Raw genomic sequence first — 26,179 nt, 5'->3', positions numbered from 1 at the left:
ACGACCGCATGCCAAATGCCCGGCCCCGTTCCGCAGTCCCAGCCGTCAGAAACGTCCTCATCTTCCCAAGGGAGCACAGTGATTACCTCGGAATTCTCCACGCTCGACGCCGCAGGTGTTGACCGGATCAGGACGGACAAGCAGGCCCGGCTGGACATGAGTGGCGGTACCCTGCAGAAATCGGCCGTGCGTGTTTCCGGGGATAGCTACGGACCGGAAATCAATACTCAAGGCTCCGGCAAGATCAACCTCACGATCGTGGGCCCCAGTGGCGAGGTCAACGGCCAAACGGACCGCATCCGGTTCAAGACCACGGATGCCCGGCCCGACTTTACTGAGGTCACCTACTTCCTCACCGCAGATTCCTTGGATGGACTCAGCACTCTCATCCGCGACGGCGTGGAGAAGTACGGAATCGACTCCGATGATGCCGAGCGTTGGATTGACTCCGCCGGAGAGGATCCGGGGTCAAAGAGCGACTACTCGCTGACCTCAGGCACCAGCACGGGGCTTGAGGTGAACTACGACCTCCGCTTTGACGGCTCCAAGGACCAACACGTCATCATCGTTCACGTAAGCCCCGCCGACTGACCCGCCCGTTGCATGGAGAGGCTAGACGGGTGGACCAATGTTCGTCTTAAGGTTCTTCATCACCAGGGTTGATGTCAGGCGTTCCACCCCAGGAAGAGCTGCGAGCTCGTCGTCGTAGAAGCGCTGATAGGCAGGCAGGTCGGCGGCAATGACCTTCAGCAGGTAGTCCGGAGAGCCGAAGAGCCGCTGGGCCTCCACAATGTTGGGACTCGCTGTTACGCGCTCCTCAAACTCGCCCAAAATGGTGCGTTCCACCTGCCTGAGGGTGACAAACACAATCGCTTCGAAACCCAGCCCCACCGCGGCAGGATCGATGTCGGCGCGGTAGCCACGGATCACCCCTGAGGACTCCAAATCACGAAGCCGCCGGTGGCATGGGGCTACGGTCAAGCCCACCTTGGAAGCGAGCGCCGTGGCCGTCATCCGCCCGTCCTCTTTGAGGTGACGCAAAATGCTTCTATCAATTCCGTCAATCACGCAATAATCTTACCCAAAATTGCGGATACAGAGCTAAATCAGGGAACACTTATGGGGCCTTTTTCCCTAGAGTTTTCTTACCAACCAACTCTGGAGAGATCGTGAATCCGCAGCTGTTCCTCGCCTTCATGCTTGTGGCCGTCAGTTTGGCGTGCACCCCCGGCGTCGACTGGGCGTACTCGATTTCCGCCGGCCTCCGTCAACGGAGTTTCGTCCCCGCTGTTGCCGGCCTCTGCAGCGGGTACGTCATCCATACATTGCTGATGGCAGCGGGGTTGGCCGCACTGCTCGCAGGAGTCCCGGGACTCCTGGGGTGGTTGACCATCGCGGGCGCCGCGTACTTGCTTTGGCTCGGCGTGGCGACGATCCGCTCGTGGCGAGGGGCGAGCTTCAGTGCGGAAGGCGGCGTCGTGCAGTCCGGAAACCAGCTCCGAACGTTCATCCAGGGCATGGGTACCAGCGGCATTAATCCCAAGGGCCTGCTTTTCTTCGTCGCCTTGGTTCCGCAGTTCGTCAGCCCCGAGGCAGCGCTGCCCGTTCCGGTCCAGTCAGGCTTGTTGGGCCTGACCTTCGTAGTCCTTGCCGGTCTTGTCTACACCGGCGTGGCCTTGACGTCCCGGAAGTTGCTGGCTTCCCGGCCTGGCGCCGCGCGGGTTGTGACGCTGGTCAGCGGGATCATCATGATCGGACTCGGGACAGTGCTGTTGTCGGAACAACTCATTCCATTGCTGCCACTGCTGGCGTCGTCGGGCGCTTAGGCCGCCAGCAGCTCGTCCAGGCGCTCGTATCCTTCGATCACGCCGTAGTCCATGCCAGTGGCCAGGGCCATGTCGCGGGCTTCCACGGACGGATAGACCTCATGGGCCGACATCCGGGTCCTGCCATCGATTTCCTCGAAGGTGGTGGTGCTGATGACCACTTGGTTGGGAGCGCCGTCGAACTCGACTGTCTGGATGATCAACGCATCGGATTCAACGGTGTGGAAGACGCCGCGGAAGCCATACATCCCACTGTCGTCGCCACTTTCGTACCGCCAACTGCCTCCAGTGGTGGCGTTGTACTCGGTAATCTTCGTGACGGTGCTGCGCGGGCCCAGCCATTTGGCCAACAGGTCCGGGTCAACGTGGGCTTTGAAGACTGCACTGACCGGGGCATCGAATTCGCGGACTGTGTCAACGAACGGGACGCCATCGCCGGCAGTGATTGTTGTTGGATTGCTCATTTCAGTTCCTCTTTCTTCTTTGCTGGTTGTGTTTAAGGTTCTTGTTCCACTGGGCTGGCGCCCAACAGGTCATCCAGGCGCCGGAAGCGGGATTCGGCGATCAGGCGGTACTGGTCAATCCAGGCCGTCAAACGCTCAAGCGCCGCTGCATCGAGATGGACAGGCCTCCGCTGGGCATCGCGGGAGCGGGTCACCAACCCAGCGTGCTCCAACACCTGGATGTGCTTTGAAACGGCTTGCTTGGTGATGGCGAATGGTTCCGCGAGCTCGTTGACAGTGGCATCTCCGCGGGAAAGCCGGGCAACGATGGCCCGCCTGACCGGATCAGCCAATGCCATGAAGGCCTTGTCGAAGGTGTCAGGGCCCGGAGCATCGTGTTGCATCGCCGCGTCACCCTTTCGTCATCATCATTAATCAACCGCTTGCTTGATCAACTGCTTGGTTGATTACAACGATACGCCTCTCCTGTGGAAGGCACAATGGTTTTTTCCTACTCGCCGCCCAGCTGCCGGAAGTCGTTCTCCCACAACCTGCGCATTTCGGCGTCCTTGCGGATGACTTCCGAGGTCTCCAGCTCTGCCGGCGGGGCGGGCCGCTTGGACCGCGGAGTCAGGGTACGGCGGCCTTGGTCAACTGCCAGGAGTGCCCTGTCAGTGAGGGCGTCATTCTTCAACGCCAGATTGGTCTTCCGACGACGCAGGACTTCCTTCAAGGCAGCCTGCGCGGATTCGAAGTCGCCCCGGGCCCGCAGGGAACGTGCCCGGATCAACAACAACGCGGCCGAAAGGTCGTCCGTGTTGAGCAAACCCTCAGTCCAGAGCACAACGTCGCGGTGCCGCTGCAACGAGTATGCGGCTGTGCAGCGTGCCAGGGCAGAAGGCAACGACGGCGGCAGGCTCACCACAGCCTCCAGCGCCGACTCAGTCATCCCCATCTCCCGGAGGCAATGGGCCAGCGCCAGGAACACCGATTCCTCGCTGAACAAGACAGGAACCTCAATGCGTTCGGCAACCTCGACCCGGGTGACCACCTGCCCAAGGTAGATGGCCGAGAACTGGCTGGCGTCGTCGTCGATCCTTGTTGTCAGACCGCGCTGCAACAGCTCGGATGCCCTGAGGAACCCGCCGTGCTTGTATGCGAGCAGGCCAGCCATCACATTGCATAATCCGGCCCACCCCGGATTCATGCGGCCAAAAGCCAGGAGCCGGTCCGGTTCCGTGGACGTGAAGACGGCTTCGTGCATCGCCTTCGCTGTCTTGGGGGAGAGCATCTTCAGCCTCGGAACATTGCCCACCAAGGATAACTTCGCGTGGTCACGGCCGTTCAGGACCCCGGAGAGAACGTCATTGACACCGTCGGCCAAGCCGCGGACCGGTGTCCGGACGTAACCTTCCCGGAACGGTGTCAAATCCCGGGTGTCATGGAAGATCGTGTGCACGCGCCCGTTTGGAACTTGGCTCATGAAACCATGCTAACCGCCGCTGAACTGGGCACATCCCCTGCTATCGGAGGCATTTCAGGAGTATTATGGCGGCGTCGGCAAGGTTTTGCCACACCCCTTGCCGCAGGTCGGCTCTCCATGAGAAGAGCCGGTTAACCGCGTGAAAGGGAGGACTTGATGACCACCGCTTCGCACCCCGCCGAACACCACCACATGATGGGGTTGACACTTCGCAACACCGCCATGGGCGTTGGCATTGTATTTCTGCTGGTTGGTGTCCTGGGCTTCATCCCGGGAATCACCACCAATTTCGGCGCCATGACCTTTGCGGGACATGAATCCGGCGCCATGCTGCTTGGAGTCTTCCAAGTGTCCATACTCCACAACATCGTTCATCTGCTGTTTGGCGTGGCCGGCTTGGCCATGGCAAGGAACGCACGCATGGCCCGCCTGTTCCTCCTGGGCGGCGGCGCCGTGTACATCGTTCTTTGGATCTACGGCCTGGTCATCAACCAGGAAACAGGCGCCAACTTCGTTCCGTTCAACACGGCCGACAACTGGCTGCACCTGATCCTCGGCGTTGCCATGATCGGTTTGGGCGCCTGGCTGGGCAGGGATGCCATGGACGAATCACCGGCGGCGCGAAGGAACATGTAAACCTTCCTGCACGTCTTGTGAATCAACGACGGCGGCTGCCCCCTTCGTGGGGACGGCCGCCGTTTTGTTTTCGCCGAGGTTTTCTGGCTTTAGCGCGGGGCTCGTCCGCCCAACCGCGTGGTGACCTTGGCAGCTGCTGCAGCACACGCTTCGCCGAGGCTTGTCAGGGTGTCCTGCGAGACGCGGAATTTCGGCGCAGGGATCAGGACCGACGCCACGATGTCGCCCCGGTGGTCATAAACGGGAGATGCCACGCCCACCTCTTCGATGGACGTTTCCCCGAAGTTCACAGCCCAGCCGCGCTCCATCGATTCCTTCAGCCGCACGAGGTAAGTCTCGACCGCGTCCTCATCCATGCCAGAAAGGATGACCGAACCGCTGCGCAACAGCTGTCGCACGCGGTCCTCGTTCTCCGCGGCAAGGAACACTTGCACCGACGAACTCAGGGCCTCGTTGTAACGGGCACCCAGCGGAGCCAAGTGCTTGACCTGGTGCCTGCTGGGGATCTGTTCCACGCACATGGATTCGTTGCCGTTCCACACCATGAGCGCGCTGGTCTCCCCTGTACGTTCGGTGAGTTCGCGCAGCACGGGGTAGGCGACACGGCGCTCTTCGAGTTCCGCCAGGAGCGGGCCCGCCATGGCGATCATCCCCAGCCCCATGCGGAACCTGCGCGAATCGACGTCGCGCTCTACCAGGTTCTCCTGTTCCAGTGTCGCCAGGATGCGGGAGACTGTGCTCTTGTGCAGTCCGATCCTGCCCGCGATTTCAGTAACTCCCAAGAGGGGCTCGTCAGCCGTGAAGCTGCGAAGGACTGCTATGGCGTTGACGATCACCGACGTGCTTTTGTTATCGCCGTTGCTTGGAGCGTCGTTGGATTCCGAGGGGGTCATGGGTTCACTATATTTCGACGGCGGTCGCCGCGCCGGACCCGACTTGGCCGGTGGACACCGCGCACAGTATCCACCGGCCCAGGCACCTAGGCTCCGATGATGTTGTACTCGGGCCCAAACGGGAACTTGGTGATGTTCTCGGCGCCGTCTTCGCCAACCACCAGGATGTCGTGTTCCCGGTACCCGCCGGCACCCGGCTGGCCGTCAAGGACAGTGATCATTGGCTCCATGGACACCACCATGCCAGGCTCCAGCACGGTATCGATGTCTTCGCGCAGCTCAAGGCCGGCCTCACGGCCGTAGTAATGGCTGAGCACGCCGAACGAGTGTCCGTAGCCGAACGTGCGGTTGGCCAGGAGCCCGTGGCTGACGTAGATCTCGTTCAGCTCAGCCGCGATGTCCTTGCAGACCGCGCCGGGCTTGATGAGTTCCAGGCCGCGCTTGTGGACCTCCACGTTGACGTTCCACAGCTCCAGGGAGCGGGCATCCGGTTCGCCGTAGAACAGGGTCCGCTCCAAGGCCGTGTAATAGCCGCTGGTCATGGGGAAACAGTTCAGGGACAGAATGTCGTGTTCCTGGATCTTGCGGGTGGTGGCCCAGTTGTGGGCGCCGTCGGTATTGATGCCCGACTGGAACCAAACCCAAGTGTCGCGGATTTCGGAGTCCGGGAACGTGCGGGCGATCTCGTGCACCATTGCCTCGGTGCCGATCAGCGCGACCTCATACTCCGTGATGCCGGCCGTAATGGCGTTGCGGATGGCTTCGCCGCCCAGGTCGCCGATGCGGGCACCATGCTTGATGACCGCGATTTCCTCGTCAGACTTAATCATGCGCTGACGCATGGCCGCCTGGGCCACATCCACCAGTGTCGCGCCGGAGAAGGCGGCCTGGATCTTGTTTCGATTGTCCAGCGGCAACGAGTCGTCCTCGACGCCGATGCGGCGCGGGTTGATGCCGCGGGTTCGCAGGACTTCCTGGATGGCGTGGATGTAGTTATCACGACGCCAGTCCGTGTACACCAGGTTGTCGCCGTAGCTGCGGCGCCAAGGCATCCCGGCGTCGATATTTGCCGTAATGGTGACAGTGTCATCCTTGGTGACCACCATCCCGTAGGAGCGGCCGAAGTAGGTGAAGAGGAAGTCGGAGTAGTACTTGATGGAGTGGTAGCTGGTGAGGATGACGGCGTCGAGGTCCTTCTCGGCCATGATGCGGCGCAGGCCGCTGAGGCGACGCTCGAACTCTGCATCGGAGAACGTCAGCGAGACCTTCCCGCCATTGTTGAGGACCTTGGTGCGCTCGAGCTTGGCGACATCGTTGACGGCCTCGTTCTGGGTGATGGTCATGGTCTTTCCTTTCAAGGGGTTGGTAGTTCTAGTCCTGCAGCAAAGGCTTCTTGGAAGTCTCGGCGGCGAACAGGACTGCGATGAGGGAAACTATTGCGGCGGCCACGAGGTACCAACCGGGGGCCAGCTTGCTGGCGGTCATGCCGATCAGGAGGGTGGCCATGAACGGTGCGGTGCCACCGAACAAGGCGTTGGAGAGGTTGAAGCTGACGGCGAAGCCGGTGTACCGGACCTTCGTGGGAAAGAGTTCGGCGAGGAAACTGGGCAGGGTGCCGTCGTTGAGGGTAAGCATGCCGCCCAGCAGGATCTGCACCAGCACGATCATCAGGAAGTTCCGTGTGTCCAGGAGCATGAAGGCCGGCACAGTCAGCAGGATGAAGAGGACTGAGGCCGTGATGAGCATTCGTTTCCGGCCGAACTTGTCCGAGGCGATGCCCGTCAGGAAGATGAAGCCGATGTAGCTGGCCAGGGCAATGGTGGTGGCAAGGAACGACTCCGTGGCACCGAAGCCCAGTTCCTCGGACAAATACGTCGGCATGTAGCTGAGGATGACGTAGAACCCGACGGCGTTGAGCAGCACCGCGCCCGTGGCGATGATGAGCTGCTTCCGGTACGTCTTGAACATTGCCAAGGCCGGGGCTTTGACGCTGCTGTCCTTTTCAGCCAGTTCACGGAACGCAGGAGTGTCCTCGAGCTTGGTCCGGATGTACCTGCCGATGAGGCCCATCGGCGCGGCGAGCAGGAACGGCAACCGCCAGCCCCAGTCGCCCAGTTGCTCGGCGGTGAGCAACGAGCTTAGGAGCGCAGCCAGCAACGATCCCAGCAGCAGTCCCGCTGCTGTACTTGCAGGCACGACGGCGGCGTACAGTCCGCGACGATTCGGCGGCGCGTACTCCACCAGGAAGGCCGACGCCCCGGCGTACTCGCCTGCTGCGGAGAAGCCCTGGACGACGCGTACCAGCAGGAGCAGGATCGGCGCCATCACGCCGATGGTGGCGTAGCCCGGTATCAATGCGATGCAGAACGTCGCCACCGACATCAGGACGATCGAAAGGGAGAGCGCCTGCTTCCTTCCGAGGCGGTCGCCGATATGGCCCCAGATGAAACCGCCGAGCGGCCTCACGAAGAAGCTGATGGCGAAGACACCGAACGTCGCGAGCAGGGCAGTTTGGCGGTCGGACTCGGGGAAGAAGACTGTAGAGATAGTGCCGGCGAGGTAGCCATAGACGGCGTAGTCGAACCACTCAACGAAGTTGCCGATGAAGCTGGCAGTGACCACACGACGTCGGGTGTCCTTGCTGACTGTGTTGTTGGGGCTGTGTTCGAGGATGTGGTTGGGGCCGGAGGCGGAGGGAGTGCCTGGCTCGGCTGCCACAGAGGATTCATTGCTCATGTGTCCACCAAAATCATTGGGGTTGCATTCAACGCAACGCTGTTGCACCAGACTATGTGTGAGCGACGCCACGGTCAAGGGTTATTCTGAATCCCAGCTTTGACCGAAGATAAGACTCCGACTTAAGCAGACTCCGACGGCATGAGTTGATTTTGTTGCGATAGCGCCAACCCAGTTGCACTCACCAACCGATCCCCTCTCACCTTCCGGTCCTTTTTCAATGACGCCCGTTACCTTTTTCGTAGCCTGTTTCCTGGTGCAGGATATGGGTGTGCTGGCCTGCTGATCCCGGCATGATTGTGACGCTCTGTCAGTCGATGATCTTGAGAGTGTTGTCACCGGGGTTGGTAGGTGCCGGGAGACCGCTGATAGGGGCAGGACAGTTCGGGAACGTCGTGCGTAACGTGGGTGCCGGGTCCTGACACCGATGGTGGGCCAGTGGAGGTAGTTGACTACGACTGGAGGTGCCAGATGATCACGAACCACGACGGTGTCGAGGTGTTTATTGGGCTGGATGTTGGCAAGGGCGTCCATCATGCCGTTGCCGTGGATCGGGCCGGCAGGAAATTACTGGACCGGGCGCTGCCCAACGATGAAGCCAAAATCCGGGAAATCATCGCCGAACTTGTGGACGCCGGACGTGTGTTGCTGGTCGTTGACCAGCCAGCGACTATCGGCGCGTTGCCGGTAGCCGTTGCCCAGGCCGCCGGGGTGCTGGTCGGCTACCTGCCGGGGCTGGCGATGCGCCGGATCGCGGATCTTCACCCCGGAGAGGCGAAGACCGATGCCCGGGACGCGTTCATCATCGCCGAGGCCGCCAGGACCATGCCGCATGCCCTGCGCTCGGTTCAGTTGGTCGATGAGCAGCTCGCTGAGCTGAGCATGCTTTGCGGGTTCGACGAGGATCTGGCCAAGCAGGCCACGGCGACTTCGAACCGGATCCGCGGGCTGCTCACCCAGATCCACCCAGCTCTGGAAAGGGTGCTGGGACCCTACATGGACCACCCGGCGGTGCATGACCTGCTGCGGACCTGGCCTACCCCTAAAGCGCTCCGTCACGCGGGCCGGCGCCGGATCGGGACCCGGCTGAGCAAACTCGCGCCGCGGATGGGTGAACGTCTTGCCGATGACATCATCGAGGCCTTGGGCCGGCAAACAGTCACTGTCGTGGGAACGAACGCCGCGACCATCGTGCTGCCCCAGCTCGCGGCCATGCTCGCCGGGCTCCACGAAAGCCGCGCCACGGTCCTCACCCAGGTCGAAGCTCTCGTGGAGGCCCACCCTCTTCACCCGGTCCTGATGTCTCTGCCGGCCGTGGGCATCAGGACCGCCGCACGAATCCTCACCGAAGTCGCCGGGAAAGAGTTCCCCACCGCCGGGCACCTGGCCTCTTACGCCGGGCTGGCCCCCGTCACCTGGCGATCCGGGTCCTCCATCCGCGGCGACCATTCCTCAAGAAAAGGCAACAAAGTCCTCAAGCGAACCCTGTTCCTCTCCGCATTCGCTGCGCTCAAAGACCCGCCGTCCCGGGCATACTACGAACGCAAACGAGCCGAAGGAAAACGCCACAACCAAGCACTCATCGCCCTCGCACGACGACGCTGCGACACCCTCTACGCCATGCTCCGCGACGGCACCCTCTACCAACCCCCAACACCCAAAACCGCTTGACGAAAAACATAGGGACACTCTCACCTTCCGGTCCTTTTTCAATGACGCCCTCTCACCTTCCGACCCCTTTTCGGCAAACGCTCGTTACCTTTTTCGTAGCCTGTTTCCTGGTGCAGGATATGGGTGTGCTGGCCTGCTGATCCCGGCATGATTGTGACGCTCTGTCAGTCGATGATCTTGAGAGTGTTGTCACCGGGGTTGGTAGGTGCCGGGAGACCGCTGATAGGGGCAGGACAGTTCGGGAACGTCGTGCGTAACGTGGGTGCCGGGTCCTGACACCGATGGTGGGCCAGTGGAGGTAGTTGACTACGACTGGAGGTGCCAGATGATCACGAACCACGACGGTGTCGAGGTGTTTATTGGGCTGGATGTTGGCAAGGGCGTCCATCATGCCGTTGCCGTGGATCGGGCCGGCAGGAAATTACTGGACCGGGCGCTGCCCAACGATGAAGCCAAAATCCGGGAAATCATCGCCGAACTTGTGGACGCCGGACGTGTGTTGCTGGTCGTTGACCAGCCAGCGACTATCGGCGCGTTGCCGGTAGCCGTTGCCCAGGCCGCCGGGGTGCTGGTCGGCTACCTGCCGGGGCTGGCGATGCGCCGGATCGCGGATCTTCACCCCGGAGAGGCGAAGACCGATGCCCGGGACGCGTTCATCATCGCCGAGGCCGCCAGGACCATGCCGCATGCCCTGCGCTCGGTTCAGTTGGTCGATGAGCAGCTCGCTGAGCTGAGCATGCTTTGCGGGTTCGACGAGGATCTGGCCAAGCAGGCCACGGCGACTTCGAACCGGATCCGCGGGCTGCTCACCCAGATCCACCCAGCTCTGGAAAGGGTGCTGGGACCCTACATGGACCACCCGGCGGTGCATGACCTGCTGCGGACCTGGCCTACCCCTAAAGCGCTCCGTCACGCGGGCCGGCGCCGGATCGGGACCCGGCTGAGCAAACTCGCGCCGCGGATGGGTGAACGTCTTGCCGATGACATCATCGAGGCCTTGGGCCGGCAAACAGTCACTGTCGTGGGAACGAACGCCGCGACCATCGTGCTGCCCCAGCTCGCGGCCATGCTCGCCGGGCTCCACGAAAGCCGCGCCACGGTCCTCACCCAGGTCGAAGCTCTCGTGGAGGCCCACCCTCTTCACCCGGTCCTGATGTCTCTGCCGGCCGTGGGCATCAGGACCGCCGCACGAATCCTCACCGAAGTCGCCGGGAAAGAGTTCCCCACCGCCGGGCACCTGGCCTCTTACGCCGGGCTGGCCCCCGTCACCTGGCGATCCGGGTCCTCCATCCGCGGCGACCATTCCTCAAGAAAAGGCAACAAAGTCCTCAAGCGAACCCTGTTCCTCTCCGCATTCGCTGCGCTCAAAGACCCGCCGTCCCGGGCATACTACGAACGCAAACGAGCCGAAGGAAAACGCCACAACCAAGCACTCATCGCCCTCGCACGACGACGCTGCGACACCCTCTACGCCATGCTCCGCGACGGCACCCTCTACCAACCCCCAACACCCAAAACCGCTTGACGAAAAACATAGGGACACTCTCACCTGGGCGCTTGAGGCCCGACGTCGGTACTCAAGGAGGCATCGACGTCGGGCGCTGCCTTCTGGCGGCGGAGCACGCTGCCGCCGCCAAGACGAAGCCAGTCGGGACGCACGCGCGCAACGGCGCCATGCAGCGGACGTGAGAGAGCGCCGGGAAAACCCGGCCTAACCGTGAGAGAGCGCCAGGAAAAACCGGCCTAACCGTGAGAGAGCGCCAGGAAAAACCGGCCTAACCGTGAGAGAGCGCCGGGAAAAACCGCGCAAACGGTGAGAGGGGGTCAGAGGACCTTGCGGATGGTCTCTTCGAAGCTGACTACGTGGTGGAGGGCGAGCTCGGCGGCCCGGTCTTCGTCGCCGTCGGCGATGGCAGTCAGGAGGTCGGCGTGCTCGGAGATATGGCCGGAGACGGAGGGCATTTTCTCGAGCATGTGGCACCAGATGCGGGTGGCCAGGTTGTCGTACCGGATCAGGACATCCTCGAGGTGCGCATTGGCGGAAGCCTTGTAGATGAGCCGGTGCACCTGGATGTCGTAGCGCATGAGCTCTTGGGAGGAATTGTCCTGGCCTTCAAGATCACGGATGGCCGCTGCGACAGTGCGGAGTTCCGAACGCATGGAGGGACTGGCCATGCGGGCAGCCTTCCGGGACGCCAGAGGTTCCAGCAGCTCGCGGATCTCGGAGACCTCGGCGAGCTGCGTGATGTCCACGCCAGTGGCAAAGGTTCCGCGCCGGGGGTACGACACCACCAGATGATCGCTTTCAAGGCGCTTGATGGCTTCGCGGACAGGAGTGCGCCCGATGCCGAGTTCGGCGGCGATCTGGCCGTCGTTGATGGGGTCGCCAGGCTTGATGTCCAGCATGATGAGCCTGTCGCGCAGCAGCAGGTAGGCGTTCTCCGCCAGGGACGTACCCTGCGGAGCTGATTCCAGTGCTTCCAGTGCTGCGCTCATTGCTCTCTCCCGTTAGTCGCGTTCCCAGTCTGCTGGATGAGTTGGCGCAGACCTGTTGACGACTATGTGATCTCCAACATACTATGGCAATAGTTCTAATATATCAGTTGCCTAACAGATGGCTGCTTCAAGTACTTCAAAAGGAGAACACCATGGTTGAACCGCTGATCCGCCCGCTGGCACTGGCGGACCCGGAGGTCGATCAGGCGATCGCCCAGGAACTCATCCGCCAGCAGTCAACGCTGGAAATGATCGCCTCTGAGAACTTCGCCCCTACGGCCGTCATGGAGGCCCAGGGATCGGTACTGACAAACAAGTACGCCGAAGGTTACCCGGGCAAGCGCTACTACGGCGGCTGCGAGCACGTTGATGTGATCGAACAGCTGGCCATCGACCGCCTGAAGTCCTTGTTTGGCGCAGAGTTCGCCAACGTCCAGCCCCACTCCGGAGCCCAGGCCAACGCCTCGGCCATGCACGCGCTGATCACCCCGGGCGACACCATCATGGGCCTGAACCTCGCCCACGGCGGCCACCTGACGCACGGCATGCGGATCAACTTCTCCGGCAAGCTCTACAAGGTTGTTCCCTACGGCGTCCGCGAGGACACCCACACCGTGGATATGGCCGAAGTTGAGCGTCTCGCCCTTGAGAGCAAGCCACAGCTGATAGTCGCCGGCTGGTCCGCTTACTCACGGCAGTTGGACTTCGCCGAGTTCCGCCGCATTGCGGACTTGGTGGGCGCCTACCTCATGGTTGACATGGCCCACTTCGCCGGCCTCGTAGCAGCAGGACTACACCCCAGCCCGGTCCCCCACGCGCACATCGTCACCAGCACCACGCACAAGACCCTTGGCGGCCCCCGCGGTGGCGTGATCCTGACCAACGACGCCGACATCGCCAAGAAGGTTAACTCCGCGGTCTTCCCCGGCCAGCAGGGTGGCCCTTTGGAGCACGTGATTGCAGCCAAGGCCGTGGCTTTCAAGATGGCCGCCGAGCCCGAATTCCAGGAACGCCAGGTCCGCGTGCTGGAAGGCTCCAAGATCCTGGCCGAACGCCTCCTCCAAGATGACGTAGCCGCCGCCGGCATCTCCGTGGTCAGCGGCGGAACCGACGTCCACCTGGTGCTCGCCGACCTCCGCCACTCAGTACTTAACGGTCAGCAGGCCGAAGACACACTGCACCGCATCGGCATCACGGTCAACCGCAACGCCGTCCCGTTCGACCCCCGCCCGCCCATGGTTTCGTCGGGCCTGCGCATCGGCACCCCCGCCCTCGCCGCCCGCGGCTTCGGCGCCGAGGACTTCACCGAAGTCTCAGACATCATTGCGACGGCGTTGATCGCCGCAGCGAACAGCGGCACCGAAGCAGGCTCCCAGGCAGGCACCGAAGCCGGCACCGAGGGTGACGTGACCCTGGACGAGGCCACCGCCGTCGAACTCCGCAGTCGAGTGACCGCTCTGGCAGAGAAGTTCCCGCTATACCCCCACCTGAACAACAACGGCAACGGCGCCGCAACCGAAGCAGAACTGATTGGAGCAGCCCAGTGAGTGCAGACCACCTCCCCGAACACCCGGACTTCCTCTGGCGCAACCCGGACCCGAAGAAAAGTTACGACGCCGTGATTGTGGGCGGCGGCGGGCACGGCCTGGCCACCGCGTACTTCCTGGCGAAGAACCACGGCATGACCAATATCGCCATCCTGGAAAAGGGCTGGCTGGCCGGTGGAAACATGGCCCGCAACACCACCATCATCCGTTCCAACTACCTCTGGGACGAGAGCGCAGCCATCTACGAGCACGCGCTGAAGCTCTGGGAAATCCTCCCGGAAGAGCTCGAGTACGACTTCCTGTTCAGCCAGCGCGGCGTCATGAATCTGGCCCACACCTTGGGCGATGTCCGCGAAAGCGTTCGCCGCGTGGGTGCCAACAGGCTCAACGGCGTTGACGCCGAATGGCTTGACCCGCAGCAGGTCAAGGAACTCTGCCCCATCCTGAACATCAGCGACAACATCCGCTACCCCGTCATGGGTGCCACCTACCAGCCGCGTGCAGGCATCGCCAAGCACGACCACGTGGCCTGGGCCTTCGCCCGCAAGTGCGACGAGCTGGGCGTGGACATCATCCAGAATTGCGAAGTCACCGGCTTCATCAAGGACGGCAACCGCGTCACCGGCGTCCAGACCACCCGCGGCACCATCAACACCGAAAAGGTGGGCCTCTGCGCAGCCGGCCACAGCTCGGTCCTGGCAGAAATGGCCGGCTTCCGACTTCCCATCCAGTCCCACCCGCTCCAGGCACTGGTGTCCGAACTGCACGAACCCGTCCACCCCACAGTGGTCATGTCCAACCACGTGCACGTATACGTCTCCCAGGCCCACAAGGGCGAACTGGTGATGGGCGCCGGCGTGGACTCCTACAACGGCTACGGCCAGCGTGGCTCGTTCCACGTGATTGAAGAGCAGATGGCAGCAGCCGTGGAACTCTTCCCGATCTTCGCCCGGGCCCACGTGCTCCGCACTTGGGGCGGCATCGTGGACACCACCTTGGACGCCTCGCCGATTGTTGGCCTGTCCCCGGTGGAGAACATGTTCGTCAACTGTGGTTGGGGAACCGGCGGCTTCAAGGGCACCCCCGCGGCGGGCCTGACGTTTGCGCACACCATTGCCACCGGCGCACCGCACCAGCTGAACAAGCCGTTCGCACTGGAACGCTTCGAGACCGGTGCCTTGATCGACGAACACGGCGCCGCAGCCGTAGCCCACTAGCCAGGACAGGACAGGAAAGACATGCTCCTCATTTCATGCCCCAACTGCGGGCCACGCGACGAAACCGAATTCCACTATGGCGGCCAAGCGCACGTCGCCTACCCGGAGAGCCCCAACGACCTCTCGGACCGTGAATGGGCCGAATACCTGTTCTACCGGGAGAACACCAAGGGCACCTTCGCCGAGCGCTGGGTCCACAGCACGGGCTGCCGCCAGTGGTTCAACATGCTCCGCGACACCGTGAGCTATGAGATTCACTCCATCTACGGGATGGGCCAGCCACGACCGGAGCTCCAAGCAGGCGCTGCCAGCGCCGGGACAAGCAAGAGCGAACCCACCCAGCCGGGCGAGTTCACCCAGGCCGGGGACTTCGGCCAGGCCGGCGAACCGGGCCTCGCCCCCGGAGCCAGCTCGCCCACGGCCACCACCCCCATCTCCTCGGAAGGAGTCTAGAAGTGACCAGCAAGAACGCACGCCTCGCCACCGGCGGACGCATCGATCGCAGCATCTCTTGGCGCTTCACCGTGGACGGCCAGGAATTCACCGGCCACCCGGGTGACACCATCGCTTCGGCGCTGCTGGCCAATGGCCACATCAACGCCGGCAACTCCCTCTATGAGGACCGCCCCCGCGGCATCATGGCCGCTGGCGTGGAAGAGTCCAACGCCCTGGTCAAGATCGCTCCCCGCTTCCGCGGACATGTTGCCGAGTCCATGCTTCCCGCCACCGCAGTCTCGCTGGTGGACGGCATGAACATTGAGCTCTTGTCCGGCCTTGGCAAGCTTGATCCCAACGAGGACAAGGCCGAGTACGACAAGAAGTATGTCCACACGGATGTCCTGGTAGTCGGCGGCGGTATCGCCGGACTGGCAGCGGCCCGCGAAGCTGTCCGCACCGGTGCCCGCGTCATCCTCATTGACGACCAGCCCGAACTTGGCGGCACGCTGCTCTCCGGTTCAACGGCCGAAGGTCTGGCCGATCAGATCGAAGGCAAAGCGGCCCTGGAATGGGTTGCTGATGTGGAAGCTGAACTGGTCTCCGCCGGCGAATGCACTGTCCTGAACCGCACCACGGCGTTCGGCTCCTACGATTCCAACTACTTCATCGCAGCCCAGAACCGCACGGACCACTTGAGCGTTCCGGCAGCGTCGGGTGTCTCCCGCCAGCGTATTTGGCACATCCGTGCCAAGCAGGTTGTCCTGGCTCCGGGCGCCCATGAGCGTCCGCTGGTGTTCGAGAACAACGACCGCCCAGGCATCATGCTCGCCTCGGCCGCCCGCACGTACCTCAACCGCTACGCCGTCGCCGCCGGTTCACGCGTCGTCATCAGCACCACCAACGACTCCGCTTATGCTCTCGCCGCGGACCTGCAGGCAGCAGGCGTGGCGATTGCCGCCGTCGTCGATGCCCGTCCGCAGCTCAGCGCGAAGGCCGCCGCCGCCGTCGAGTCCGGTATCCGGGTCCTCATCGGCAGCGCCGTGGCTGATACTTCGGCAGAGGGGAATGGCCGCCTGAATGGCGTCACCGTCCGCAGCATTAACGACGACGGCGAACTCACCTCGGGCGTCGAACAGCTGGCTGCCGATCTGCTTGCCGTTTCCGGTGGCTGGTCTCCGGTGGTCCACCTCCACAGCCAGCGCCAGGGCAAGCTGCGTTGGGATGACGAGCTCGCAGCGTTCATTCCCACCAAACCGGTCCGCGACCAGCAGGTTGTTGGCGCAGGACGTGGCAGCTACGAACTGAAGGACTGCCTGGCAGAGGGCATCTGGGCGGGAGCGGCAGCATCCATCGCAGCCGGCTTCGAGTCCGCGACCACCCCGGTGGAACTGCAGGCTCCCGTGGCGAGCGCTCCCAGCCGTCAGCTGTGGCTGGTGCCGGGCCAGACCGGTGAGCCCGGCGAATGGCACCACCACTTCGTGGACTTCCAGCGCGACCAGTCCGTGGCCGATGTCCTCCGGTCCACCGGAGCAGGCATGCGATCCGTGGAACACGTCAAGCGGTACACCTCCATCAGCACCGCCAATGATCAGGGCAAGACCTCGGGCGTCAACGCGATCGGCGTCATCGCCGCCGCGCTGAAGTTCGGCGGTGCCGAGAGCATTCCCGGCGTTGGCGAGATCGGCACCACCGCGTACCGCGCACCGTTCACGCCCGTGGCCTTCGCAGCGTTGGCAGGCCGCCAGCGTGGCGAACTGTTCGACCCCGCCCGCGTCACCTCCATCCACCCGTGGCACGTTGCCCAGGGCGCACTGTTCGAAGATGTCGGGCAGTGGAAGCGCCCCTGGTACTACCCGCAGGCCGGGGAAGACATGGACACAGCAGTCCTGCGTGAATGCGCAGCCGTCCGCGACTCCGTGGGCTTCATGGATGCCACCACGCTGGGCAAGATCGAGATCCGCGGCAAGGACGCGGGCGAATTCCTGAACCGCGTTTACACCAACGCGTTCAAGAAGCTCGCCCCGGGATCCGCCCGCTACGGTGTCATGTGCACCCTGGACGGCATGATCTTCGACGACGGCGTGACCCTCCGCTTGGACGATGACCGCTACTTCATGACCACCACCACCGGCGGCGCAGCCAAGGTGCTGGACTGGCTGGAAGAGTGGCACCAGACGGAGTGGCCGGAACTCGATGTGGTCTGCACGTCCGTCACGGAGCAGTGGAGCACCATCGCCGTCGTTGGCCCGAAGTCCCGCGCCGTGATCGCCAAGGTTGCTCCGCAGCTGGCCGAAAACGGTGGCCTGGATGCCGAAGCCTTCCCGTTCATGACCTTCCGCGAGACCACGCTGGCCTCCGGGGTGCAGGCACGCGTTTGCCGCATCTCCTTCTCCGGCGAATTGGCCTACGAAATCAATATCCCGTCCTGGTACGGACTCAACACCTGGGAAGCCGTTGCTGCCGCAGGTGCCGAGTTCAACATCACCCCCTACGGCACCGAAACCATGCACGTGCTCCGCGCCGAGAAGGGCTACCCGATCGTCGGGCAGGACACCGACGGCACGGTCACGCCGCAGGACGCCGGCATGGACTGGATCGTCTCCAAGGCCAAGGACTTCATCGGCAAGCGCTCCTACCTCCGTCAGGACGCCAGCCGCGAAGACCGGAAGCACCTGGTCAGCGTCCTTCCCGTGGACCACTCGTTGCGCTTGCCGGAAGGCACCCAGCTGGTGGAAAAGGGCATCCCGGTCAACCCGGCTAATGGACCCGTCCCCATGGAGGGCTTCGTGACCTCCAGCTACCACAGCGCCGCGCTGGGCCGTTCCTTCGCCCTGGCTCTCATTCAAAACGGCCGCAACCGCATCGGCGAGACCCTTGTGGCCTCGCTGGGAGACCAATTGGTGGACGTGGTTGTTGGCGAAACCGTACTTTTCGATGCTGAAGGGACCCGCAAAGATGGCTGAAACAGCAACACCAGCAGAAACCGCACACGTCGACCGCGTCCGGGGCGCCCGCCGCAGCCCGGCCGAGCACTTGGCTGACGCTTTCACCTCCGGCTCCGTGCCGGGCACGGTGACGCTCACCGAAATCCCTTACCAGGCCATGGTGGGCGTTCGGGTTCACCGAACGTCCGACGCCGGTGCCCGCGTGGCGTCCGTGACCGGCGGCTTGCCTGCCGCTTGCGGTGACGTGACGGGCAGCGGTTCCGTGAACACCCTGTGGCTTGGCCCTACCGAATTCATGGTCGTCGCACCCGAGGAAGCCCACGATTCCCTCGGAGGCTCTTTGGTCAGCGATCTGACCACGGCCCTCGGTGGAGACGCAGGCCAGGTGGTGGACCTGTCCGCCAACCGCACCACGTTCGAGCTCTCCGGCAGCCACGCCCGCGCAGTGCTGGAGAAGACCTGCGCCTTGGACCTGCACCCTCGGGTCTTCAAGGCCGGCACGGCTGTTTCCACCGAGCTCGCCCACATCCCGGTGATGCTCTGGAAGACCTCTGACGAGTCCTACCGGATCTTTCCCCGGGCCTCGTTTGCCGATTTCCTGGGACGCTGGCTCCTCGATGCCATGCGGGAGTACGCCTCCCCAGAGGTCCCCTAATGGCATTGAGTGTGCTTGATCTGTTTTCTGTTGGCATCGGGCCGTCGTCTTCCCACACGGTAGGCCCGATGCGCGCGGCAAAGCAGTTCACGGACGGTCTTGAATCGTCCGGCCAGCTTCCGGCTACGGTGCGCGTCCAGGCTGAGCTTTTCGGCTCCCTGGGCGCCACCGGCCGGGGCCACGGCTCAGACAAGGCCGTGGTGCTGGGGCTGCAAGGCCACTCCCCCGAAACCGTGGACACCACCACTGCCGATGACCAGGTCGCAGCTGCCGCACTCGATGCAGAGCTACGCCTGGGCGGCAACCACCGCGTGGACTTCAACTGGGACGAGGACGTGGTCCTGCACCGGCGCAAGTCGTTGCCGGCGCACCCCAACGGCATGACGTTCCGCGCGCTGGACCACAGCGGCTCGGTCCTGCGGGAACGCAGCTACTACTCCATCGGAGGCGGCTTTGTGGTGGACGGGGACGTCTCCGGAGCCGACAAAGTGGTAGCCGATGACACCGTTCTGCCCTACCCCTTCACCACTGCCGACGAACTGCTGGCCATCTGCCTCCGCGAGGGTAAGTCCATCTCGGACATCATGCTGGCCAACGAGCTCGTGTGGCGTACGGAAGAAGAGCTACGCGAACGGCTGCTGGGCATCTGGGCCGTCATGCAGGAATGCGTGGAGAACGGCTGCTCTGCCGAGGGAATCCTACCCGGAGGCCTGAAGGTCAGGCGACGGGCGCCGTCGTTGTTCAAAAAGCTTTCCGAGACCGACGCGGACCTGAACGGAGCAAGTTCAGCGGATCCCCTCCTCGCCATGGAATGGGTCAACCTGTTCGCCCTGGCCGTGAACGAGGAAAACGCCGCGGGCGGCAGGATCGTCACCGCGCCCACCAACGGTGCAGCCGGCATTGTCCCGGCAGTGCTGCACTATTACACCAAGTTTGTGCCGGGAGCCAACGACGACGGAGTCGTGCGCTTCCTGCTGGCGGCGGCCGCCGTCGGAATTCTGTTCAAGATCAACGCATCCATTTCGGGTGCCGAAGTCGGCTGCCAAGGCGAGGTTGGTTCCGCCTGCTCCATGGCCGCTGCGGGGCTCTGCGAAGTCCTCGGCGGAACGCCTGAGCAGGTGGAAAATGCTGCCGAGGTGGGCATCGAACACAACCTGGGACTCACCTGCGATCCCGTGGGCGGGCTGGTGCAGATCCCCTGCATCGAACGCAACGCAATCGCCAGCGTGAAGGCCATCAACGCCGCCCGCCTCGCCCTGCACGGCGATGGCAGCCACAAAGTGTCCTTGGACAAAGCCATCAAGACCATGCGCGAAACAGGCGCGGACATGAAATCAAAGTACAAGGAGACCTCCCGTGGAGGCCTCGCCGTCAACGTAGTGGAGTGCTAGCCATGACTGCCATCCAAACTGAAACTGCTGCCGTTTCCCCCACTGAGACGACTGTGGAGCACGTCCTCACCCTCGACTGCCCTGAGGGTCCCGGAATTGTCCACGCGGTGTCCGGCTTCCTGCTGGAACACGGCTGCGACATCATCGACAACAAGCAGTTCGGCGATCGCGCCGAACGCCACTTCTTCATGCGGGTACACTTCGCGTCCGACGCCGGCACCTCCACTGTTGATGAGCTGCGGGCCGCTTTCTCTCCAGTAGGCGAGAAGTACGGCATGAACTGGCAACTCGAGCGCCAGGGGTACAAGCGCCGCGTGCTGATCATGGTCTCGAAGTTCGGGCACTGCCTGAACGACTTGCTGTTCCGCGCACGGATCGGTGAACTGCCCATTGACGTGGTGGGCGTCGTGTCCAACCACACCGACCATCAGGGTTTGGCAGAGTGGCACGGGATTCCGTTCTTCCACGTTCCTGTCACGGCTGCCACCAAGCCTGCAGCCGAGGGTCGCTTGCTGGAGATCATCGATGAACTGGACGTTGAGCTCATTGTCCTTGCCCGCTACATGCAGGTACTCAGCGACGACCTCGCCCGCAAGCTCGACGGCCGGGCGATCAACATCCACCACTCGTTCCTGCCGAGCTTCAAGGGTGCCAAGCCCTACCACCAGGCCTACGCGCGTGGCGTGAAAACTGTGGGTGCCACTGCCCACTACGTGAATGGCGAGTTGGACGAAGGACCAATCATCGCCCAGCAGGTAGTGGAGGTGGACCACACGTTCGGGCCGGACGATCTCGTAGCCGCCGGCCGGGACACAGAATGCAAGGCCCTCAGCAACGCCGTTCGCTGGCACTGCGAAGGGCGGATCATCCTGAATGGGACCAGGACGATCGTGTTGAAGTAGGCCTTGACTACCCGATTCGACGGTTTGCTGCGCGTTAGACGGTTTGAGCCGTCGAGTGGGCAGCGAGCCGTCGAATTGGTGGTTAAAGGCCGCTACAAGCGGGCAACCTTCGTTGCCAGATGCAAGGCCCCGAGCCGGCCAGTCCCCCGTGGATCTCCCCCGCACAGGTCAAAAATCCGCTGCAGCCTGTGATGCATGGACTGCCGCTCCAGGTGCAACCCACGTGCCGCTTGGGCCGTGTTGCATCCCGAATCCAACCAGACGGTCAGCGTGCGCAACAGCTCGGACTTTTTCAGGCGGTCATGCTCGAGGACGGCACCCAACTGCCGCTGGACGAACCCTTCGCGCGCGGCCGGGTCCAGGGACTCTTGGGCAAGGAGCTCCACCGCCAAGGTGTCAGCATCCACCACACCCCCGGTGCCCGGATCCAGGTCAAGCGCCCGCCGCGCCTCAGCCAGGGACCATGGCGCATCATCTATGCCGACACCCAACGGCCCGACAGCCACCGCAGAGCCGGCCGACACCTCCAAGCGACGCAACGCATCCAACAGCGAACGCCGGGTGGCAGCCCCGTCGCCCAAGGCAGCGAGCGCGATCAGTTCAGCATTGCCCGCATAGCTTGCGCTGTGCGGAACACACTCGCGCAGCAGGGCATCCACGGCCGGGCGCAAGTGCCCTGCGCCTGTTGATCGAATCACGACGGCGGCTACCGCGCCGTCCGTGGGGAAGCCCGACGCAGGTCCGAGCTGCTGAAGCTGCCAACGCTGACTCCCCGAATTGATGGCACGCATGAGCTCGATTCCCGCCAGCTCCTTCAACCCCGGCGGCATGCGTTGCATCAACGCCAATCCGAGGATGTCCACGGAACGCTCCCCGGCCACGCGCGCCAGGCCACCGTCGCCGCCGTCGGGCATGACCAACTCAAGGCGGGCCGCAAGGACTCCCCGCACCGGAACGTCCACCACGGTGACGCTCCCGCCGTCGTCCATTCCAGAAATGCCGCCGGCGGCGCCGAGGGTGAGGCCCGACGGCGAGACCAGCCGCGCGCTGGCACCTGTCCTTTCGGACAGGACAGCCAGGAGCTGGTCGAGTCCGCCGCCATGGGCAAGTTCGGCGGCCATGGCATGGCTGGCTTGGTCGGCATGTTGGAGGTGCTCCACGGATTCGCTGACCAGCAGGGAATTGATCTCCTGCATTACGCCGACGAACGGGACTACCTGGCGCAGTTCGATCACCGGCAATCCGGCAGCCTCGGCCACCTCCAGCATGATGGCCGGCACCTCGGGAAGCGCCGGGCCGGTTTCCAGCGCCAGCGCCGCGATCCCCCGGGCTGCCAGCTCGCGGACGTAGTTGGCCTGCCGTTCCGCGGTCACGCCGGCGAGCGCCTGCCCACCGCTGAGCAGCAGTTCGCCGCCGCTGAGGAGCGGGGCGATGTCCAGCACTTCGCTTGAGTGCACCCAACGGACCGGCCGGGAGAGCGCGTCCGGCACATCGTTGAGGACCCGGGGGTCCGCAGATTTCAGGCTTTGGTACTCCAGAGCTGCTCCCAGCACAATGGACATGACACTCCGTACGGTCATTGATGGCTTGTTTAGACACATAGTATCTTGTTGCTGTGATCTGGGGCACATACGCTGAAAGGGTCCCTTTCACACACGGAGGCTCTCCCCATGCAAGACAACCTCTCCCCTTCGCCTTCAAGCCCAGCGCAGTCAGGTCCGGCAACGGCGCCGGCCCACGACAGTGAAGCCTGGCTCCAACCCATCCCCGAGGCAGACCGTACGCGCAAGGTTTCCGGACAGTTCTGGATCTGGGCAGGCGCAAACCTCGCCCCTATTAACTGGGTGCTGGGTGCACTCGGAATCCACCTCGGCCTCGGCTTCGCGGACACCGTCATTGTCCTGGTCCTTGGAAACCTGATCGGCATGCTGCTCTTCGGCTGCTTCGTGCTCCTCGGCCAGAAAACCGGCGCTACGGGAATGGTGCTGGCCCGCGCAGCCTTCGGCCGCCGCGGCAACTACCTCCCCGCCGCCATCCAGGCCCTTTTGGTGATCGGCTGGTGCGCCGTCAATACCTGGATCATCCTGGACCTGGTGATGGCATTGTTCGGCACCCTTGGCTGGGTAGATCCCGAGGCCAAGAACTACGCCTGGAAGATCGGCGTCGCCACCGCCATCATGGCAGCCCAGGTAGCCATCGCCTGGTTCGGTTACAAGGCCATCGCAGCTTTTGAAAAGTGGACCGTCCCGCCCACCATCATCATCCTGGCTGTCATGTCATGCGTGGCGTGGTTCGGCATGAAGATCGACTGGGGGTACGCAGGTCCCGCCGGTAACATCCTGGAAGGATCCGAGCGGATCGCCGCCATGAGTGCAGTGATGACAGCAATCGGCATCGGCTGGGGCATCACGTGGTTCACTTACGCCGCCGACTACTCCCGCTTCGTCAGCACTTCGGTTCCCAAGCGCAAGGTTTACCTCGCATCAGTTCTCGGCCAGTTCATCCCCGTGGTGTGGCTCGGCGTCCTCGGTGCCAGCCTGGCTACCAACAGCGGCGAGATCGATCCCGGTAAGTTGATCGTCCAGAATTTCGGCGTCCTTGCCCTCCCGGTCCTTCTCATGGTCCTGCACGGCCCCATCGCCACCAACATCCTCAATATCTACACCTTCTCCGTGGCCACGCAGGCCCTGGACATCAAGATCAGCCGCCGCAAGCTGAACCTCTTCGTCGGGGTCTTCTCGCTCATCGCCGTCGTGTTCTTCATCTTCCAAGAGGACTTCGCGGCAGTGCTCGATGCCTGGCTGATCGGCCTGGTTGCCTGGGTGGCCGCCTGGGGCGGAGTCATGCTGGTGCACTACTTCTGGCTGGAAAAGCGTTGGCCTGCCAAGGTTGACCGCCTGTTCGACGCCGTGGGAACGCACCGCTTGCCCGTCATCAACTGGGCCGGAATCCTATCCCTGCTGATCGGCATCTTCTCCACCTGGCTGTTCATGTACGGACTGGTTCCCGCCATGCAGGGCCCCATCGCCGTGGCATTGGGCGGGTGGGATCTCTCCTGGCTGGCTGGGGGACTCACCAGCGCGGCAGCCTATGCAATCCTCGGGCCACGGGCCCACAAGAAGTTCATCCTCGCGGACTCGAACCATGTGTCGGCAACACAGCCGGTACCGGCCGCTCCGGCAGTTCCCGAAAGGACCACAGCATGAACCAGCCCGCTTTCGCTGATTCACTCCACCCGATCACGTGGCCCGAGGGCTACCGGGCCGCAGCGTCCTTCACGTTCGACGTCGATGCCGAGTCGTGCACCATCGCCCATGACCCTTCCAGCACGCGGCGCATGTCCCTTATGAGCCACCAGTCGTACGGCCCCAAGATCGCCGTGCCGCGTTTGCTCCAGATCCTGGACCGCCAGGACATCAAGGCTTCCTTTTTCATTCCGGGTTTCACAGCCGAGAGCTACCCTGACGTCGTTCGCAGGATCGCCGACGGTGGGCACGAGATCGCCCACCACGGCTACCTCCACGAGCCTATGCAGGGCATCGACGCCGCTACCGAGGCCAGTTATCTGGACCGCGGCCTGGAGGCCCTCGCGAACGCTGCCGGCATCAGGCCCGTGGGTTACCGGGCACCCTGGTGGGAGCTGAACTGGCAGTCACCTGCCCTATTGGCGGACCGCGGCTTCCTCTACGATTCGAGCCTGCTCGACGGCGATGCCCCCTACCGCATGGCCGTCGCCGAGGGCGATTCCAGGGACATCGTGGAGATCCCAGTGGACTGGGCACTGGACGACTGGGAGCAATATGGGTTCTACCCTGGCGTCACAGGGAGCGGGGTCATCGAGAGCCCGGCCAAGGCGCTCGAAATGTGGACCCTCGAGGCCCAGGCGCACCACGCCCAGGGAAGCTGCTTCGTCCTGACCAACCACCCGTTCATCTCCGGCCGGCCGTCCCGGGCTGTGGCTTTGGAACAGTTGATCGAGCGGGTTAAGGACCTGGATGGCATGTGGGTCACCACGTTGGCCAGGATCGCGCAACACACCAAGGACACCGTGCACGAAATCCACACCCACGCCCGAATCGACATCCCGCTGTTCCCGGGAGCCGGAGCAACCTTCCGCCCTGCACAGGTCAAAGCGCCCCTCCCCGCGCACCACTAATTCCACCGCCCAGATGGCAGAAGATGACAATCCTGGAGCTCGGGATTGCCATCTTTTGCCATCCCGGCGCGGTGTTTAAGGGCTTTAACCGTTCACGGCGTTGATCCACACTCCGATGATCCATGTACTTGCTGCGGCACACGCCAGCCCGAACTCCACCAGGATCCCGATGCCGGTGGCTTTGAGCGCGGCGCCACTGGATTTCAAGGCAGCAGGGAAGTTGCGGGTGCGCTGGACTTCGCTCAGGAGAAGTCCGACGGCGAACCCCACAAACAGCCCCACCACGGGAATGACGAACATTCCCACGACGCCCAGGACCACGCCGATCAGCACCGACCGGTTGGGGATGCCATGCTGCTTCAGCTTGCGTCCGGTCAGCACCGCGCTGGCGGCCATCCCCGCCACCACAAACACCATTCCGACGGCGAAGATCACCCATCCCAGCGGACCGGCACCTCCCCAGATGGCCCATGCCAACAGGCTTGCGCCGATAAGAATGCTGCCCGGAAGCACGGGAATGATGGTTCCGGCCACACCGACCGCGATGGCCAGGCCGCACAGGATGGTCACGATGAGTTCGGCGTTCATGCCCCTCAGTCTAGGTGGCGCCCGAAAACAAACGGCGTCCGCGAGCTGTATGAACAACTAGCCAACCAAGGCCAATGACGAAATCCTCGGCTACACAGAAATGATCGGGAAACAGCAGATTAACGCCAATCCAACTTGTCTATACAACTGGCGATT

General features: G+C 63.2%; 24 protein-coding genes. 14 read left to right on the top strand and 10 right to left on the bottom strand.

Translation table 11 applies throughout. The features are described 5' to 3' along the window. Positions 1-78: 78 nt before the first annotated feature. Entirely contained in the window at positions 79-591 is a 513-nt protein-coding gene (locus ACSSVG_RS12315; RefSeq protein ID WP_492415052.1) for a hypothetical protein, read from the top strand. Positions 592-612: 21 nt separating this feature from the next. Here ACSSVG_RS12315 and ACSSVG_RS12310 read toward each other — a convergent pair whose 3' ends face one another. Beyond that, positions 613-1,068: an Lrp/AsnC family transcriptional regulator gene (locus ACSSVG_RS12310; protein ID WP_492415051.1), complete on the bottom strand. Its 456-nt coding sequence runs from the start codon at positions 1,066-1,068 to the stop codon at positions 613-615. A gap of 101 nt (positions 1,069-1,169) precedes the next feature. Between ACSSVG_RS12310 and ACSSVG_RS12305 the strand changes: the two genes are divergently transcribed. After that, a complete protein-coding gene (locus ACSSVG_RS12305) occupies positions 1,170-1,826 on the top strand; it encodes a LysE family translocator (protein WP_231340268.1) in 657 nt (218 codons plus the stop codon). Here ACSSVG_RS12305 and ACSSVG_RS12300 read toward each other — a convergent pair. From ACSSVG_RS12300 to ACSSVG_RS12290, 3 genes are all read right to left on the bottom strand, one after another. Further along, entirely contained in the window at positions 1,823-2,290 is a 468-nt protein-coding gene (locus tag ACSSVG_RS12300; RefSeq protein ID WP_231340267.1) for an SRPBCC family protein, read from the bottom strand. The two genes, ACSSVG_RS12305 and ACSSVG_RS12300, sit on opposite strands and share 4 nt — an antisense overlap. A gap of 32 nt (positions 2,291-2,322) precedes the next feature. Continuing rightward, entirely contained in the window at positions 2,323-2,673 is a 351-nt protein-coding gene (locus ACSSVG_RS12295) for an ArsR/SmtB family transcription factor (RefSeq protein ID WP_492415050.1), read from the bottom strand. 107 nt (positions 2,674-2,780) lie between these two features. After that, positions 2,781-3,752, bottom strand: coding sequence for a hypothetical protein (locus tag ACSSVG_RS12290; RefSeq protein WP_231340265.1), 972 nt, complete (start codon positions 3,750-3,752; stop codon positions 2,781-2,783). 156 nt (positions 3,753-3,908) lie between these two features. Between ACSSVG_RS12290 and ACSSVG_RS12285 the strand changes: the two genes are divergently transcribed. Next, a complete protein-coding gene (locus ACSSVG_RS12285; RefSeq protein WP_159708264.1) occupies positions 3,909-4,388 on the top strand; it encodes a DUF4383 domain-containing protein in 480 nt (159 codons plus the stop codon). A gap of 89 nt (positions 4,389-4,477) precedes the next feature. Here the strand turns inward: ACSSVG_RS12285 and ACSSVG_RS12280 are convergent, their stop codons facing one another. The 3 genes from ACSSVG_RS12280 to ACSSVG_RS12270 form a co-directional block, all read right to left on the bottom strand. After that, the gene (locus ACSSVG_RS12280) at positions 4,478-5,281 is read right to left on the bottom strand and encodes an IclR family transcriptional regulator (protein WP_492415049.1); all 804 of its coding nucleotides are present in this window, start codon (positions 5,279-5,281) and stop codon (positions 4,478-4,480) included. Between the two features lie 86 nt (positions 5,282-5,367). Beyond that, on the bottom strand, positions 5,368-6,624 hold the full coding sequence (locus ACSSVG_RS12275) for an aminopeptidase P family protein (protein WP_492415048.1): 1,257 nt from the start codon (positions 6,622-6,624) through the stop codon (positions 5,368-5,370). A 28-nt stretch (positions 6,625-6,652) separates the two neighbouring features. Next, a complete protein-coding gene (locus tag ACSSVG_RS12270; protein ID WP_492415047.1) occupies positions 6,653-8,017 on the bottom strand; it encodes an MFS transporter in 1,365 nt (454 codons plus the stop codon). 471 nt (positions 8,018-8,488) lie between these two features. Between ACSSVG_RS12270 and ACSSVG_RS12265 the strand changes: the two genes are divergently transcribed. Both ACSSVG_RS12265 and ACSSVG_RS12260 read left to right on the top strand, forming a co-directional pair. Further along, entirely contained in the window at positions 8,489-9,688 is a 1,200-nt protein-coding gene (locus tag ACSSVG_RS12265; protein ID WP_492415046.1) for an IS110 family RNA-guided transposase, read from the top strand. Between the two features lie 325 nt (positions 9,689-10,013). After that, positions 10,014-11,213, top strand: a complete 1,200-nt coding sequence (locus tag ACSSVG_RS12260) for an IS110 family RNA-guided transposase (protein ID WP_492415046.1) — start codon at positions 10,014-10,016, stop codon at positions 11,211-11,213. Positions 11,214-11,512: 299 nt separating this feature from the next. Here ACSSVG_RS12260 and ACSSVG_RS12255 read toward each other — a convergent pair whose 3' ends face one another. Next, positions 11,513-12,184: a GntR family transcriptional regulator gene (locus ACSSVG_RS12255; RefSeq protein ID WP_492415045.1), complete on the bottom strand. Its 672-nt coding sequence runs from the start codon at positions 12,182-12,184 to the stop codon at positions 11,513-11,515. A 152-nt stretch (positions 12,185-12,336) separates the two neighbouring features. Here ACSSVG_RS12255 and glyA point away from each other — a divergent pair, with 152 nt between their 5' ends. Genes glyA through purU form a run of 7 tightly spaced genes read left to right on the top strand, consistent with a single transcriptional unit; the run spans position 12,337 to position 21,279 of the window. After that, positions 12,337-13,731: a serine hydroxymethyltransferase gene (gene glyA, locus ACSSVG_RS12250; protein WP_492415044.1), complete on the top strand. Its 1,395-nt coding sequence runs from the start codon at positions 12,337-12,339 to the stop codon at positions 13,729-13,731. Next, the gene (locus tag ACSSVG_RS12245) at positions 13,728-14,948 is read left to right on the top strand and encodes a sarcosine oxidase subunit beta family protein (protein WP_024818500.1); all 1,221 of its coding nucleotides are present in this window, start codon (positions 13,728-13,730) and stop codon (positions 14,946-14,948) included. Before glyA ends, ACSSVG_RS12245 begins: the two co-directional genes overlap by 4 nt. Positions 14,949-14,969: 21 nt before the next feature. Next, positions 14,970-15,401, top strand: coding sequence for a sarcosine oxidase subunit delta (locus ACSSVG_RS12240; protein ID WP_492415043.1), 432 nt, complete (start codon positions 14,970-14,972; stop codon positions 15,399-15,401). Between the two features lie 2 nt (positions 15,402-15,403). Then, entirely contained in the window at positions 15,404-18,349 is a 2,946-nt protein-coding gene (locus tag ACSSVG_RS12235; protein WP_492415042.1) for a sarcosine oxidase subunit alpha family protein, read from the top strand. Next, positions 18,342-18,986, top strand: a complete 645-nt coding sequence (locus tag ACSSVG_RS12230) for a sarcosine oxidase subunit gamma (protein ID WP_492415041.1) — start codon at positions 18,342-18,344, stop codon at positions 18,984-18,986. The genes ACSSVG_RS12235 and ACSSVG_RS12230 overlap by 8 nt, the downstream gene beginning before the upstream one ends. After that, entirely contained in the window at positions 18,986-20,377 is a 1,392-nt protein-coding gene (locus tag ACSSVG_RS12225; RefSeq protein WP_492415040.1) for an L-serine ammonia-lyase, read from the top strand. Before ACSSVG_RS12230 ends, ACSSVG_RS12225 begins: the two co-directional genes overlap by 1 nt. Before the next feature lie 2 nt (positions 20,378-20,379). Then, positions 20,380-21,279, top strand: a complete 900-nt coding sequence (purU, locus tag ACSSVG_RS12220) for a formyltetrahydrofolate deformylase (protein WP_231340255.1) — start codon at positions 20,380-20,382, stop codon at positions 21,277-21,279. 92 nt (positions 21,280-21,371) lie between these two features. Here the strand turns inward: purU and ACSSVG_RS12215 are convergent, their stop codons facing one another. Continuing rightward, positions 21,372-22,841, bottom strand: coding sequence for a PucR family transcriptional regulator (locus tag ACSSVG_RS12215; RefSeq protein WP_492419197.1), 1,470 nt, complete (start codon positions 22,839-22,841; stop codon positions 21,372-21,374). Positions 22,842-22,949: 108 nt separating this feature from the next. Here ACSSVG_RS12215 and ACSSVG_RS12210 point away from each other — a divergent pair, with 108 nt between their 5' ends. Together ACSSVG_RS12210 and ACSSVG_RS12205 are read left to right on the top strand one after the other, a co-directional pair. Then, positions 22,950-24,485 carry a purine-cytosine permease family protein gene (locus tag ACSSVG_RS12210; protein ID WP_253464882.1) on the top strand — a complete coding sequence of 512 codons (1,536 nt, stop codon included), beginning with the start codon at positions 22,950-22,952 and terminating at the stop codon, positions 24,483-24,485. Beyond that, the gene (locus ACSSVG_RS12205) at positions 24,482-25,435 is read left to right on the top strand and encodes a polysaccharide deacetylase family protein (RefSeq protein WP_492415039.1); all 954 of its coding nucleotides are present in this window, start codon (positions 24,482-24,484) and stop codon (positions 25,433-25,435) included. The genes ACSSVG_RS12210 and ACSSVG_RS12205 overlap by 4 nt, the downstream gene beginning before the upstream one ends. 84 nt (positions 25,436-25,519) lie before the next feature. Here ACSSVG_RS12205 and ACSSVG_RS12200 read toward each other — a convergent pair whose 3' ends face one another. Next, positions 25,520-26,023: a DUF456 domain-containing protein gene (locus ACSSVG_RS12200; protein WP_492415038.1), complete on the bottom strand. Its 504-nt coding sequence runs from the start codon at positions 26,021-26,023 to the stop codon at positions 25,520-25,522. Between the last annotated feature and the right edge of the window lie 156 nt (positions 26,024-26,179).

The sequence above is a fragment of the Paenarthrobacter sp. E2MeOHC11 genome (genome assembly GCF_058744955.1).
This window is presented reverse-complemented; position numbering and strand designations above follow the sequence as displayed.